This window comes from Mesorhizobium sp. 113-3-3, assembly GCF_016756495.1.
GTDB lineage: Bacteria > Pseudomonadota > Alphaproteobacteria > Rhizobiales > Rhizobiaceae > Mesorhizobium.
Genome location: NZ_AP023243.1, coordinates 3,213,283 through 3,226,325 on the forward strand (window position 1 = coordinate 3,213,283; position 13,043 = coordinate 3,226,325).

Genomic DNA, 13,043 nt, shown 5'->3' on the forward strand with positions numbered 1-13,043 from the left:
CGCTCCTGTTTAAAAGCCTGATTCAGCTCTGGCCGGCAAAATGGCTCTTCAGGGCGTTGAAGCCGCCCTGGAAGACATTGGCCCCCATGCCGGCGGCGATCTTGTCGGCTTCTTCGGGCGCTGCATCGAAGCTGGCGGTCCATTCGGCATAAGTGCGGTCGCCATCGGTGACACGGCGCAATTGCAGCGTTGCCTTGTGGTTGGTGAGCGGCTGCGGCGTTTCCAGGATGGAGTAGCTGACGAGAAAATTCTCATCGGAGAAGTCGAGCAGCTTTTCACGGATGCGGGCGCCGCTGGCGAGCTCGAAATTGCGCACGCAGCCGAGCGTGCCGGCATCCTTGCCGTCCTCGATATGGCTCTCGACCATGCGCGGATGCCAGCCGGGCAGGCCGTTGAAGTCGCGTATGCGCGCCCAGACCTTTTCGACCGGCGCGTCGATGACGCTGGAGATGGTGACTTTTGCCATAGGACGTTCCCTTGCGAATGCGACAGTCGGGCAAGGGTAGGGCGGTGGCTCGAGCGACGCTTATCAATGCGTCTTGCGCGCGTATCAAGGAGTCTGAAAAAGCGGGCTCAGGCGGTTGCGCGCGCGGCCTCGCGATAGAGTGTCGGCGGCACGCCGACATGGTCGCGGAAGAAGCGCGAGAAATTGCCTTGCGTGGTGAAGCCGAGATTGCAGGCGACCGAGATCAGAGGCTCCTGCGACCACTGCAGCTGCCGCACCGCTTCCTCCATGCGCAGCGTGTTCCAGTAGACATTGGGCGTCAGATTGGTCTGTTCCTTGAACAAGGCGAAGAAATGCGGCCGCGACAAGCCCACACTGCGCGCCACGTCATCGAAGGAGATGCGTTCGCAGACATTGGCCTTCATCAGCTGGATGGCCTTGCGGACGCGGAAATCCTGCATGGTGTTGATGCGCGCACGCGCCTCCTGCGGCGCCGAGGCGTCGGCGGCATCGAGGACGGAATCGATAAAGCGCTCTATCTCGTAATTGGGGACATCGTCGACGCTTTCATTGTCGGTCAGATGGTCGAGCAGGCTGGCGGCGGCCTGGTGCAGCCAGGGCTCCAGCGTAATCGCAGCCTGGGCAAACAGCGGTGCGGAAGAGGGCAGGTCGCGGCGCCGGCGCGCCCAGTCGGGGTCGATGTAGAAAGCGAGAAACAGACCGGGCGTCCCGTTTTGCGACAGCACATGGCTGTGCGGCTGGAAGGAATTGATGCCGGCGGCGGTGCATGGTCCGAGCCGCACCGTTTCACGGCCGATGGTCATCTCGCCGGCGGTGCCTTCGAGCCAGATGATGAGATGCGCCTCGACATGGGCATGGGTGACGAAGTCGCTTGCGACATTCAAGACAGAAACATGTCCGAACCGGCCCCAGTAGAGCCTGATCGCGTCCGTCATGGGTATATCCTCCCGCAGACGACTGGCCTCCCTTCGCCTGCCCGGAGATTGTGCTGCCGGTTGCCGGTTTCCGTCAAGACATAGGCTGTTGGCGGGGATCGGTGGCGGCTCGCTCCGGCTGATTTTCAGACTGAGCGATAGGAGTGAAACGAATAACGCCTGGCACTTTCCTTCTCCCGCCAGGGGAGAAGGAAAGACGCCTCAACGTCAGTCGCTGCGCCGGAAATTGCGGATGCGGTCGAACAGCACCGCAAGCAGGATGGCGCCGCCGATGAAGGTGCCTTGCCAGAAGGCATTGATGCCGAGCAGGCCAAGGCTGTTGCGGATCACCTCGATCAGGGCCGCGCCGACAATGGCGCCGAAGGCGGTGCCGACGCCGCCGGCCAGGTTGGCGCCGCCGATGACGGTGGCGGCGATCACCTGCAGTTCCATGCCGGTGCCGAGATTGGTGGTGACGGCGCCGAGCCATCCGGTCTGGATGATGCCGGCAATGCCCGCCGACAGCGCCGATATCATGTAGACGGCGACCTTGATCTGCTTCACCGGGACGCCGGTCAGCGTTGCTGCGTGCTCGTTGCCGCCAATGGCGAAGATGTGCCGGCCGAACTTGGTCCAGCGCAGGACGAAGCCGGTGATCAACGCCAGCAGGATCATGTAGAGCACCGGATTGGCGATGCCGAACACCCAGGCGCCGCCGCCGAGCGCCAGCAGCTTGTCGTGGTCGGGCCCGAACTGGAAGACGACGGTGTTGTTGGAGGCGACCATGGCCAGGCTGCGGGCAATCGACAGCATGCCGAGCGTCACCACGAAAGGTGGAAAGCCGAGATAGGCGGTCAGGATGCCGTTGAAGGCGCCGATGGCAAGCGCTGTGGCGATCGAGGCCAGGATGCCGATTTCGATCGAATAGCCGGCATGCATCGTGACGGCCAGCACCATCGACGAAAGGCACAGAACCGAGCCGACCGAAAGGTCGATGCCGCCGGTGATGATGACGAAGGTCATGCCGAGCGCGACGATGGCGACGAAGGTGATGTTGCGGGTGATGTTGTAGAGGTTCTTCGACGTCGCGAAGGCGTCGGTGGCGAACGACAGGAAGATGCAGGCAAGGATGACGGCGATGACCACCCAGAAGGTCTGGGCGGACAATAGCCGCGACAGGAAACTGTGCTGCTTCTGTGCGATCGTCTGGTCAAGGGTGACTGCCATTATCGACCTTTCCTGCCGGCTGCGATACGCGCCAGCCTGGTGAAATTAGCCGCGCTTACGAGACCTGCTCGATGGCGCCGGTGATGAGCCCGGTGACTTCCTCGGGCGAGCTCGATGCGATTGCCTTGTCGGCGACCTTGCGTCCGCGCCGCATGACGATGACGCGGTCGGCGACGTCGAACACGTCGGGCATACGGTGGCTGATCAGCACCACGGCAATGCCTTGGTCGCGCAGATGGCGGATCAGGTTGAGCACTTCGGCGACCTGCCTGACCGAGATCGCCGCCGTCGGCTCGTCCATCAAGACGATCTTGGCCTGCGACAGCATGGTGCGGGCGATCGCCACCGCCTGGCGCTGGCCGCCCGACATCTGCTTGACGAGATCGCGCGGGCGGGTCTCGGATTTCAATTCGGCAAAGAGCTGGCCGGCGCGCTTGTACATGGCGGCATAGTCGAGGATGCGGAATGGGCCGACGCCGCGCCGCAGCTCGCGGCCGAGATAGACATTGGCGGCGGCCGTCAGATTGTTGCAGAGCGCCAGATCCTGGTGGACGATCTCGATGCCGTGCTGGCGGGCTTCCGCCGGCTTGTTCAGGACCAATTCCTTGCCGTCCATGCGCATGGTGCCATGGCTGGCGTGGAAATTGCCGGCGATCATCTTGACCAGCGTCGACTTCCCAGCGCCATTGTCGCCCATCAGGCCGACGACCTGGCCGGGTTCGATCGACAGCGACACGTCGTTGACCGCCTGGATGGCGCCGAAATGCTTCGAGATATTGGTGAGTTCGAGAACTGCCACCAGCCTATAGCCTCCCCATGCCTTGCTGCTGCCTGTTCCAGGTCGCAGCGCCTACATCGTGCTCCCCATTCCTCCCGGAAGCAACGTTGACCGGCATTTACGCGAATGCCCGCGCGGGCGTCAATTGTCGGATCGACAAGAAATAGGGTATTTGTCAGACGAATAGTGACATACGGTTCCGAAAAATCCGTTTTGTAGGACAAATAGCAATTGACGTTGGCGCCGCGCCGTTATTAGTTGATGGTCGGAGAAAGATTTCCGGTTCCATGCCATTTTTGCGGCGAGACCGGTGGGAGGTTATCGGCCGTTCCGGCACGCTGCCGGTCCGGCCGCATCTGAAAATGCTTATCGGCCTTGCCTGGCGGTATGAGCGTTGGCTCTGCCATCTCGCAGTCAGGCCGATTTGTGTGGCGGGCACGCCGTGTCCGTCTGTTTCCAAGGGAGGACTGACATGAGGAAAACAGTATTGCTCGCCGCCGTCGCCGCCATGGCGCTGGGCGCCGGGCCGGCTTTGGCCAAGAAGCAGCTCGTCATCGTGGTGAAAGGTCTCGACAATCCATTCTTCGAAGCCATCCATCAGGGCTGCGAGAAATGGAACAAGGAGAACGCCAGCTCGGAATATGAATGCTTCTACACCGGTCCGGCGTCGACTTCCGACGAGGCCGGCGAGGCACAGATCGTCCAGGATATGCTGAGCAAGCCCGACACGGTGGCGATGGCGATTTCGCCGTCCAACGCGCCGCTGATCGCGCAGACGATCAAGAGCGCCAATCCGTCGATCCCGATCATGACCGTCGACGCCGACCTTGCCAAGGAAGACGCAGCCCTTCGCAAGACCTATCTCGGCACCGACAACTATCTGATGGGCAAGAAGATCGGCGAGTACATCAAGAAGGGCAAGCCGAATGGCGGCACGATCTGCACGATCGAAGGCAACCCGGCGGCCGACAACATCCTGCGCCGCGCGCAAGGCATGCGTGACGCCCTGTCGGGCAAGGAAGGCCTAGCGGCACTTGCGGGCGAGGGCGGATGGACGGAAGTCGCCGGCTGCCCGGTGTTCACCAATGACGACGGCGCCAAGGGCGTTCAGGCGATGACCGACATCCTCGCCGCCAACCCCAAGCTCGACGCCTTCGGCATCATGGGCGGCTGGCCGCTGTTCGGCGCGCCGCAGCCCTATCGCGATCTGTTCGGGCCGCTCAAGGACCGGATAGCTAGCAACGACTTCGTCATCGGTGCCGCCGACACGATCGGCGACGAGGTGGCGATCGCCCGCGACGGCCTCGTCACTGCGCTGGTCGGCCAGCGGCCCTTTGAAATGGGCTACAAGGCGCCGTCGGTGATGATCGACTTGATCGAGGGCAAGAAGGTCGACGATCCGGTTTTCACCGGCCTCGACGAATGCACCAAGGATACGGTCGACACCTGCATCCAGAAATAGTCTTTCGAACCGGGGCGCTCGGCAACGGGCGCCCCGTCAAATCCTGAGCGAGACGCCGTGGCAAGGGGCAACAGGCTCCGGCTTTGACGCGTCCGTGGTTTGGATCTTTCGGTGACGGGATCGGCGCGCCACAGGGTTCGGAGCATCTCCGGGCGACAGGCAGCTGCCTATTGGAACGTGGATGCCCCAGGACAAGGCAAAGAAGCAATCCAGCCGGGCCAAGGCGCAAGCCAGCCGCGATCCAGCGGTCGTGCGCAGGGCGGATGCGGCGCACTTTCCCGGATCCAGCGTTCATGCCTCGCTAGCCAGCGAGATTGGTCTGCGGATCGTGCGCGGCGACTATCCGCCCGGCAGCATCCTGCCCAACGAGGCCAAATGGGCCGAGACATTCAATGTCAGCCGCTCGGCGGTGCGCGAGGCGATCAAGATGCTGATGGCCAAGAGCCTTTTGGCATCACGCCCCAAGATCGGCAGCTGGGTCGAGCCGAAGGAGCGCTGGAACCTGCTCGACCGCGACGTGCTCGCCTGGTACGCGACCGCACCCGACCGCGAAGCCTTCCTGCGCACCGTGCAGGAGTTCCGCCACATCATCGAACCGGAAGCATCCGCCTTTGCCGCCATGCGGCGCAGCGATGAGCAGATGGCCGAGATCAGCCTGGCCTGCCGCGAGATGGGGGAGGCCGCGAACCTGCCGGAACGCATCCGCGCCGACACACGCTTTCACCTCGCCATCCTGCGGGCCTCGGGCAACGACCTTCTGGTGCCGCTCGGCGTGCTGATCGAGTCCGCACTCGACCATCTCTTCGTCTTCACGACACGCCAGGTCGGCGATCAGAACCGGGCACAGAAGCTGCACGAGGCGATCGAGAAGAACATCCGCCTGCAACGGCCGGCGGCGGCGCGCAGCGCCGTGCACAAGCTGCTCGCCGACACCGATGAGGGGATCGGAAGCCGGCGGCGCTAAGCTGTCCGGCCGTCAGAGCAATTCGTTAAATCGTCTGCTTCTTGCCATCCTTGGTCGGCATCAGGTCGACGCCGTTGACCTTGCCGATATGCGTTGCCAGCATCGGCACGAACTGCTCGGCCGGGCCGGTGGCATGGGCTCCGGCGAAGGAATTCTTGGTGGCGTTGCCGAGCGGGTTGGCGATGCCGGCCGCACCGGCCATCGATTCCAGATAGGTCAGGTCCTTGAAGGCGTTGGCGATGGTGAATTTGTGGGCGTCGCGGTCGCCCTCCAGCGTCCAGCGCATGAAGGTCTGGTAGAAGCCGCAATCCATGCGGCCGTTGCGGATGACGCTGTCGAAGCGCGGCGGCGAGATGCCGACCTTCTGCGCCAGGGCCAGCGCCTCGGAATAGATGGCGGCGTAGCCCAGCGAGATGAAATTGTTGAGCAGCTTCATGCGGTGGCCGTCGCCGGTGTCGCCGATATGGACGATGCGGCCGGCCCAGGTTTCGATCACCGGCTTTACCCTGGCAAAGACGGCGTCGGGGGCGCCGACCATGGCGTCGAGCGTGCCTTCCCAGGCTTCCTTCGGCGTGCGGCTCAGCGGCGCGTCGACATAGTCGATGCCCAGCGACTTGAGTTCGGCCGCAAGCGCCACGGTCGAGACCGGATCGGAGGTCGAACAATCGACGACGACCGAGCCTTTTTTCAAGCCTTCCTTGAGGCCGCCGGCGCTGCGAATGATGGCTTCCACTTCGCGCGACCCGGTGACGCAGATGAAGACGATGTCGGACGCTGCCGCGACATCGCGCGAGGTTGACGCCTCCTTGGCGCCGCGGCTAGTCAAGTCCTCCGCGGGTTTGCGGTTCTTGCGGCCAAGGAATGTCAGGGGATAGCCCTTGTCGACGATGTTCTTGGCGATGCCGTGCCCCATCAGGCCAAGGCCGATGAAGCCGATCTTTTCGCGCGCGGTGGTGGTGTTCATGTCGTGGTCCTATCCCGGATTATCGATAATTGCACTGGCGTTTTAGCCATATGCGGTTGCAGAAAGCAATATTGTCTGACAATAGACGGTTATTCCAGAGCCTGTAGTGGAGACCAGAATGACGAAGCGGATCATGTTCACCGGCGGCAGCGGCAAGGCTGGGCGTCATGTCGTGCAATATCTTGTCGAGCAGGGCTGCCAGGTGCTCAACATCGACACCAAGCCGCTCGACAATCCCAAGGTGCGCACGCTGATCACCGACATTACCGACAGCGGGCAGGTGTTCAACGCGCTGTCGAGCTATATGGGCCTGCACGAATTCGACCCCTCGCTGCGCCCGCAGCCGGTGGATGCGGTGGTGCATTTCGCCGCCATTCCGCGCATCATGATCACGCCCGACAATGAAGTGTTCCGCATCAACGCGATGGGCACCTACAATGTCATCGAGGCCGCGGTGAAGCTCGGCATCCGCAAGGTGATCGTCGCCTCCTCGGAGACGACCTACGGCCTGGTGTTCGCCAACGAGCCGCGCGACCCCAAATATTTCCCGCTCGACGAGGCGTATGACGTCGACCCGATGGACAGCTATGCGCTCTCCAAGATCGTCAACGAGAACACCGCGCGGGCCTTTGCGCAGCGCAACGGCACCGACATCTACGCGCTTCGCATCGGCAATGTCATCGAGCCGCATGAGTATTCGCTGTTCCCGAAATGGTTCGCCGATCCGGGTTTCCGCAAGCGCATCGCCTGGAGTTATGTCGACGCGCGCGATCTCGGCCAGATCACGCTGCGCGCCATCGAGAAGGACGGTCTCGGCTACCAGGTGTTCAACGCCGCCAATGACGACACCTCGTCCGACCTGCCAACGGCCGAACTCCTGAAGCGATTCTATCCCAATGTGCCGGTCAAGGCCGAGCTCGGCGAGTACGAGACGCTGCTGTCGAACCGCAAGGCGCGCGACATGCTGGGCTTCCGCCCGGAGCATAGCTGGCGCAAATATGTCAAAACCGCCTGAGCAAGCAGGCAAAACGGGGTTGGGCTGTGCATAGCGGCGCGCTTTGCGGCCCAACCGCCCGGCGGTGCTTGACAGCTTCCGCAAACCGGCCTTTCTGAAGTCTATGCGGGACGCAAAGCCGAACAAGGAAAAGCCGCCGAAAAAGCCGGCATCCGCCGAACGCCCCTCCGGTGTTCGCCGGCCCGACGCGGCGCGCATTCCCGGCGCCAGCGTACACACGTCGCTGGCCAGCGAAATTGGGCTCAGGATCGTGCGGGGCGACTATCCACCCGGCACCATATTGCCCAATGAGGCCAAATGGTCGGAGACCTTCAGCGTCAGCCGCTCGGCGGTGCGCGAGGCGATCAAGATGCTGATGGCCAAGAGCCTGTTGGCGTCACGCCCCAAGATCGGCAGCTGGGTCGAGCCGAAGGAGCGCTGGAACCTGCTCGACCGCGACGTGCTCGCCTGGTACGCGACGTCGCCCGACCGCGAGGTGTTCCTCAAGACGGTGCAGGAGTTCCGCCACATCATCGAGCCGGAAGCGACCGCCTTCGCCGCCATGCGGCGGACCGACGAGCAGATGGCCGAGATCAGCCAGGCCTGTCGCGATATGGGGGAAGCGGCCAGCCTGCAGGAACGCACGCGCGCGGACACACGCTTTCACCTCGCCATCCTGCGGGCTTCCGGCAACGACCTTCTGGTGCCGCTCGGCGTGCTGATCGAATCTGCGTTCGACCATCTCTTCACTTTCACCACGCGGGCGGTCGACGATCTCAATCACGTGCAGAAGCTGCATGAGGCGATCGAGAAAAACATCCGCCTGCAGCGGCCGGACGCGGCGCGCGCCGCGGTGCGAAAACTGCTCGCCAACACCGACCACGTGATCAAGTCGCGCTAGGCCGGAGTTAATCTTCCTTCTCGCGGCCGAAGGCCACGCGCAGTTCGTCCTTGGCGCGCTCGAGCACTTGTCTGCGCGCGGTGGGCAGGTTCTTGCCGGCGCGGTTGATGTAGAAATTCAGCATCGACATGGCGGACTGAAAGGGTTCGGCCTTGCGGCGATGGCTGTGTTCGGCCGACCGCTTGAGCGAGGCGGCGATCTTCCTGGCATCGTCGGATTCGAAGATGTGATCCTCGAGATCCATGGCGTCGCTATGCTCGGTCACCTCGGCCGACCATTTTTGCCTGGCAGCGGTCATGGCTGGCACTCCTTTTCTGGGTCTGATGGTCGGGAAACTCCACAGAGTGGCGTCGGTTCCGCCTTCCTGTCCGCTCTGGAGCCACGGATTTGCCCGCTCTGGCGCTGCTGTGCGCTCAGAATGCGCCGATAGTGGCGCAAACTGCAGTTGGTTTTCGCGACCGTCGACAGGAAACGCCTTTGACCCGAACCGATTTGAGCCGGCCGAGCCCCGGCATCGACAGCTCCTACGCCTGGATGCGCCTGGCCATTTCGATGGTGCTGGCGACCATCGGCGCGGTCGGCATGTGGGCGGTCGTCGTGGTGCTGCCCGCCGTGCAGGCGGAGTTCGGCGTCGACCGCGCCGCGGCATCCATGCCCTACACCGCGACCATGGTGGGCTTTGCTGCCGGCAACGTGCTGGTCGGCCGCGCCATCGACCGCATGGGCTATTGGATTCCGGCGCTGATTTCTTCCGTGGCGCTCTCGGCCGGCCTGCTGCTTGCCGCGCTTTCGACCTCGATCCTGCAGTTCACCCTTGCTCAGGGGGTGCTGATCGGTGTCGGCACGTCGGTGATCTTCGGGCCGCTGATCGCCGACATCTCCCACTGGTTCAACCGCCGGCGCGGCGTTGCCGTCACCGCGGCGGCTGCCGGCAACTATCTCGCCGGCGCGCTCTGGCCGACCATCATGCCGACGCTGATCAAGGCGGAAGGCTGGCGGTTCACCTATGCGGCCATCGGTATCTTCTGCCTGGTCACCATGGTGCCGCTGGTGCTGATGCTGCGGCGCGGGGCTCCGGAAGCCGCGGCCGCCGGTTCGCCGGGAAGCCGGCCGGTGCAGCCGATTCCCATGTCGCCGGCGGCGTTGCAGGGGCTGCTGGTGGTCGCCGGCCTCGGCTGCTGCGTGGCGATGTCGATGCCGCAGGTGCATATCGTCGCCTATTGCATGGATCTCGGCTACGGCATGGCGCATGGCGCCGACATGCTGTCGATCATGATGGCGGCGGGTGTCGTCAGCCGGCTTGCCTCCGGCTTTCTCGCCGATCGCATAGGCGGCGTGAAGACGCTGCTGATCGGCTCGGTGCTGCAATGCCTGTCGCTGCTGTTCTACATCCCGTTCGACGGGCTCGCCTCGCTCTATGTCGTGTCGCTGGTGTTCGGCCTGTCGCAAGGCGGCATCGTGCCTTGCTATGCGATCATCGTGCGCGAATACCTGCCGGCCAAGGAGGCCGGCCAGCGGATCGGCATCGTCATCATGGCGACGATTTTCGGCATGGCGATCGGCGGCTGGATGTCCGGCTGGATCTACGATCTGACCGGGTCCTACGCCGTGGCCTTCCTCAATGGCATCGCCTGGAATTTGCTGAACATAATGGCGATCGGGCTGTTCATGTGGAAGGCAGCAAGGGGCAGGGCCGTCATGGCGGCCTGAGGCACTCCGGCTTGACAATGAGCAATGGCTGCGCGACCCCAGTCGGCCAAGGGTTGCGGCAACAGGCCGGTGAAATGGCGATGATCGTATTGCGGGCGCGCTTTGGCGGCCATCTGCGCGGGCGATGGCCTTGATCAAGCCGCGCTCGCGCCGGGGCGGCGGCCGCCCGACCATAGCGGATGTCGCGCGCAAGGCCGGCGTCGGCGCCATCACCGTGTCGCGCGCCTTGCGCGAGCCGGAGCGCGTCTCGGAAGAATTGCGCCGCCAGATCCAGGCCGCCGTCGACGAGCTCGGCTACGTACCGGACCCCAATGCGCGGGCGCTGGCCTCGGCGCGTGCCGAGGTGTTCGGCGTGCTGGTGCCGTCGCTTACCAACAACGTCTTTGCCGAAGTGGTGCGCGGCATCTATGACAGCCTGTCGGACAGTCCGTTCCGCATCCAGCTCGGCAACACGCACTATTCCGGCCTCGAGGAGGAGCGGCTCTTGCAGCTGTTCGGCTCGCAACGGCCGGCAGCGCTGATCGTGGCCGGCATCGACCAGACGCCAACCTCGCGAAAACTGCTGGAGAATGCCGGCTGCCCGGTGGTGCAGGTGATGGAGACCGGGCCCGATCCCGTCGACATGATGGTCGGATTCTCGCATCTCGACGGCGGCAGGACGGCGACCGAGCACCTGATCGAGATGGGGTATCGCCGCATCGGCTTCATCGGCGCGCGCATGGACCCGCGCTCGCAGCGGCGTCTGGCGGGTTATCGCGCTGCCATGGAAAAAGCCGGCCTATTCGATCCGCGCCTGGTCACCACGACGCCGCTGCTGTCCAGCGTGCCGCTTGGCCGCGAATTGTTCCGCGACGCCCTGGCCAAGATGCCGACGCTCGACGGCGTGTTCTGCAACAATGACGACATCGCGCTCGGCGTGCTGTTCGAGTGCCATCGGGCCGCAATAGACGTGCCGAAGACGATCGGCATTGTCGGTTTCAACGACCTCGACATGATGCAGGTGGCGTTTCCCTCGATCACCAGCATCCGCACCTACCGCTACGAAATCGGCAGGCGCGCCGTCGCCATGGCGCTGGCGGCGATCGCCGGCGACCGGCCGCAGCAGCGGATCGTCGATCTTGGCTTCGAGCTCAAGCGCCGCGAGAGCACAGCCCGCTGAACGCGCTTTTAAGAACGCGCTCAAATGGCGCTTTACACAACGCTATGGTAGCGCTACCATTTTCGAGAATGAGCCTCGCCTCCGAAGCAGTGAACTTGTTTATTATACATAAGCAACAGCTCATGCTTGTTTATTATGTATAATATGATAGTTTTTCTTCGGTCGATGGGGACGGCAAGGGGAGGGGGCGCGAAGGTCGTTGGCACCTGGCAAGCGTGACTGGACAAGGCGGGAGGGCCTGCCGGAAACGCGGGAATTGCATGAAACTGAACCAACAAATCAGAACTGCAATCGGGAGGATTATCGATGATCAAGTCACTCGTCGGTGGCATCGTTGCCGCCAGTGCATTCGTTATGCTGAGCTCGTCGGCGATTGCCGCGGGTCCCGAAATCGTCAAAGGCCCGGCCGCCGAGCCCGACTGTTTCGCGCCCTGGGCCGCTGACACGCAATTCTTCAAGTTCCCCAAGAAGGCCGGGCCGTATCGCATCGCGCTCGCCAACGGCTATATCGCCAATACGTGGCGCATCCAGATGGTGCAGACCGCGAAGGCCTATGCGGCGCAGAAGGACGTCGCCGCCAAGCTGAAGGAATTCAAGGTCGTCTCGACCGGCGAAGATGTGCCGGCGCAGATTTCGGCGATCAACAACTTCATCGACTCCGGTTATGACGCGATCGTCGTCAACGCGCAGAACCCGACCGCATTCGGGCCGGTGATCAAGCGCGCCAAGGAAGCCGGCGTCGTGCTGGTTGCCTTCGACAACATTCTCGACACCAAGGACGCCATCAACGTCAATGTCGACCAGAAAGGTCTTGGCGAACTGTGGGGCAAATGGCTGGTCTCGCATGTGCCGAACGGCGGCAAGGTGCTCGAGGTGCGCGGCGTTGCCGGGACGTCGGTCGACACCGACCGCCACAACGGCATCCACGAGGTTCTCGATGCCTCGGGCAAGAAATGGGCCGTCACCGAAGTCGTCGGCAAGTGGGATGACGGCGTTGCGCAGAAGGCTTCGGCCGACGCCATCGCCACCAACGGCCCCTTCGACGGTGTCACCGGACAGGGCGGCGACACCGGTATCGTGCAGGCGATGATCGATGCCAAGCATCCCTTCGTGCCGTTCGGCGGCGAGACCGAGAACGGTTTCCGCAAGTTCTGCGCGGCCCATGCGGCCGACGGGTTGAAATGCTCGTCAGCCGGTACCGGCCCGGCGCAGGTGGCGGTTGCCATCAAGACGGCGATCGCGGCGCTTGAAGGCAATGTCGTGCCGCAATCGGTCAAGCTGCCGCTCGCCATCGTCGAGGATCCAAACTTCAAGGCCGGTCAGGATTTCTTCCCCGACCAGTCCGACAATTTCTTCGTCGGCAATTCCTTCCCGACCTGCGGCATCAATTTCACCGCGCAGGAAATCATGGGGCAGACCAAGGCGGACCAGTAGGCTGCACTCCCGGCGCCGTGGGATCTCTCACGGCGCCGGTCACTTGATACGCTGGTGATCAAAGCGCCCC

General features: G+C 63.4%; 13 protein-coding genes. 7 read left to right on the plus strand and 6 right to left on the minus strand.

The window, feature by feature from the left end; genetic code table 11:
* Nucleotides 1-22: 22 nt before the first annotated feature.
* The 4 genes from JG746_RS15720 to JG746_RS15735 form a co-directional block, all read right to left on the minus strand.
* Nucleotides 23-466, minus strand: a complete 444-nt coding sequence (locus tag JG746_RS15720; protein WP_202358956.1) for an SRPBCC family protein — start codon at nucleotides 464-466, stop codon at nucleotides 23-25.
* 107 nt (nucleotides 467-573) lie between these two features.
* Nucleotides 574-1,401, minus strand: coding sequence for an AraC family transcriptional regulator (locus JG746_RS15725; protein WP_202358957.1), 828 nt, complete (start codon nucleotides 1,399-1,401; stop codon nucleotides 574-576).
* Between the two features lie 207 nt (nucleotides 1,402-1,608).
* Entirely contained in the window at nucleotides 1,609-2,607 is a 999-nt protein-coding gene (locus tag JG746_RS15730; RefSeq protein WP_202358958.1) for an ABC transporter permease, read from the minus strand.
* A 55-nt stretch (nucleotides 2,608-2,662) separates the two neighbouring features.
* Nucleotides 2,663-3,406, minus strand: coding sequence for an ATP-binding cassette domain-containing protein (locus JG746_RS15735; RefSeq protein ID WP_202358959.1), 744 nt, complete (start codon nucleotides 3,404-3,406; stop codon nucleotides 2,663-2,665).
* A 451-nt stretch (nucleotides 3,407-3,857) separates the two neighbouring features.
* On the opposite strand from JG746_RS15735, the gene JG746_RS15740 reads away from it, so the two are divergent.
* Together JG746_RS15740 and JG746_RS15745 are read left to right on the plus strand one after the other, a co-directional pair.
* The gene (locus JG746_RS15740; RefSeq protein WP_202358960.1) at nucleotides 3,858-4,847 is read left to right on the plus strand and encodes a sugar-binding protein; all 990 of its coding nucleotides are present in this window, start codon (nucleotides 3,858-3,860) and stop codon (nucleotides 4,845-4,847) included.
* 181 nt (nucleotides 4,848-5,028) lie between these two features.
* The gene (locus JG746_RS15745) at nucleotides 5,029-5,811 is read left to right on the plus strand and encodes a FadR/GntR family transcriptional regulator (RefSeq protein ID WP_202358961.1); all 783 of its coding nucleotides are present in this window, start codon (nucleotides 5,029-5,031) and stop codon (nucleotides 5,809-5,811) included.
* Between the two features lie 25 nt (nucleotides 5,812-5,836).
* On the opposite strand, the gene JG746_RS15750 is transcribed toward JG746_RS15745, so the two are convergent.
* Nucleotides 5,837-6,775, minus strand: a complete 939-nt coding sequence (locus JG746_RS15750; protein WP_202358962.1) for an NAD(P)-dependent oxidoreductase — start codon at nucleotides 6,773-6,775, stop codon at nucleotides 5,837-5,839.
* Nucleotides 6,776-6,893: 118 nt separating this feature from the next.
* Between JG746_RS15750 and JG746_RS15755 the strand changes: the two genes are divergently transcribed.
* Complete coding sequence (locus JG746_RS15755; RefSeq protein WP_202358963.1) at nucleotides 6,894-7,790, plus strand: NAD-dependent epimerase/dehydratase family protein; 897 nt, start codon at nucleotides 6,894-6,896, stop codon at nucleotides 7,788-7,790.
* Between the two features lie 103 nt (nucleotides 7,791-7,893).
* Nucleotides 7,894-8,670 (plus strand): FadR/GntR family transcriptional regulator, encoded by a 777-nt coding sequence (locus JG746_RS15760; protein ID WP_202358964.1) that lies wholly within the window; start codon nucleotides 7,894-7,896, stop codon nucleotides 8,668-8,670.
* Between the two features lie 7 nt (nucleotides 8,671-8,677).
* Here JG746_RS15760 and JG746_RS15765 read toward each other — a convergent pair whose 3' ends face one another.
* Nucleotides 8,678-8,968, minus strand: coding sequence for a DUF3175 domain-containing protein (locus JG746_RS15765; RefSeq protein WP_202358965.1), 291 nt, complete (start codon nucleotides 8,966-8,968; stop codon nucleotides 8,678-8,680).
* Nucleotides 8,969-9,147: 179 nt separating this feature from the next.
* On the opposite strand from JG746_RS15765, the gene JG746_RS15770 reads away from it, so the two are divergent.
* The 3 genes from JG746_RS15770 to JG746_RS15780 all read left to right on the plus strand — a co-directional run bounded on the left by JG746_RS15770 (nucleotide 9,148) and on the right by JG746_RS15780 (nucleotide 12,973).
* On the plus strand, nucleotides 9,148-10,380 hold the full coding sequence (locus tag JG746_RS15770) for an MFS transporter (protein WP_202358966.1): 1,233 nt from the start codon (nucleotides 9,148-9,150) through the stop codon (nucleotides 10,378-10,380).
* 124 nt (nucleotides 10,381-10,504) lie between these two features.
* Nucleotides 10,505-11,539, plus strand: coding sequence for a LacI family DNA-binding transcriptional regulator (locus tag JG746_RS15775; protein ID WP_202358967.1), 1,035 nt, complete (start codon nucleotides 10,505-10,507; stop codon nucleotides 11,537-11,539).
* 306 nt (nucleotides 11,540-11,845) lie between these two features.
* The gene (locus tag JG746_RS15780; protein ID WP_019859208.1) at nucleotides 11,846-12,973 is read left to right on the plus strand and encodes a sugar ABC transporter substrate-binding protein; all 1,128 of its coding nucleotides are present in this window, start codon (nucleotides 11,846-11,848) and stop codon (nucleotides 12,971-12,973) included.
* Nucleotides 12,974-13,043: the final 70 nt, after the last annotated feature.

Bases quoted from the DNA above. Each gene is read 5' to 3' on its own strand.
- JG746_RS15740 (WP_202358960.1), top strand. From the start codon at position 3,858: ATGAGGAAAACAGTATTGCTCGCCGCCGTCGCCGCCATGGCGCTGGGC.
- JG746_RS15755 (WP_202358963.1), top strand. From the start codon at position 6,894: ATGACGAAGCGGATCATGTTCACCGGCGGCAGCGGCAAGGCTGGGCGT.
- JG746_RS15720 (WP_202358956.1), bottom strand. From the start codon at position 466: ATGGCAAAAGTCACCATCTCCAGCGTCATCGACGCGCCGGTCGAAAAG.
- JG746_RS15780 (WP_019859208.1), top strand. From the start codon at position 11,846: ATGATCAAGTCACTCGTCGGTGGCATCGTTGCCGCCAGTGCATTCGTT.
- JG746_RS15730 (WP_202358958.1), bottom strand. From the start codon at position 2,607: ATGGCAGTCACCCTTGACCAGACGATCGCACAGAAGCAGCACAGTTTC.
- JG746_RS15775 (WP_202358967.1), top strand. From the start codon at position 10,505: ATGGCCTTGATCAAGCCGCGCTCGCGCCGGGGCGGCGGCCGCCCGACC.
- JG746_RS15765 (WP_202358965.1), bottom strand. From the start codon at position 8,968: ATGACCGCTGCCAGGCAAAAATGGTCGGCCGAGGTGACCGAGCATAGC.
- JG746_RS15750 (WP_202358962.1), bottom strand. From the start codon at position 6,775: ATGAACACCACCACCGCGCGCGAAAAGATCGGCTTCATCGGCCTTGGC.
- JG746_RS15760 (WP_202358964.1), top strand. From the start codon at position 7,894: ATGCGGGACGCAAAGCCGAACAAGGAAAAGCCGCCGAAAAAGCCGGCA.
- JG746_RS15725 (WP_202358957.1), bottom strand. From the start codon at position 1,401: ATGACGGACGCGATCAGGCTCTACTGGGGCCGGTTCGGACATGTTTCT.
- JG746_RS15745 (WP_202358961.1), top strand. From the start codon at position 5,029: ATGCCCCAGGACAAGGCAAAGAAGCAATCCAGCCGGGCCAAGGCGCAA.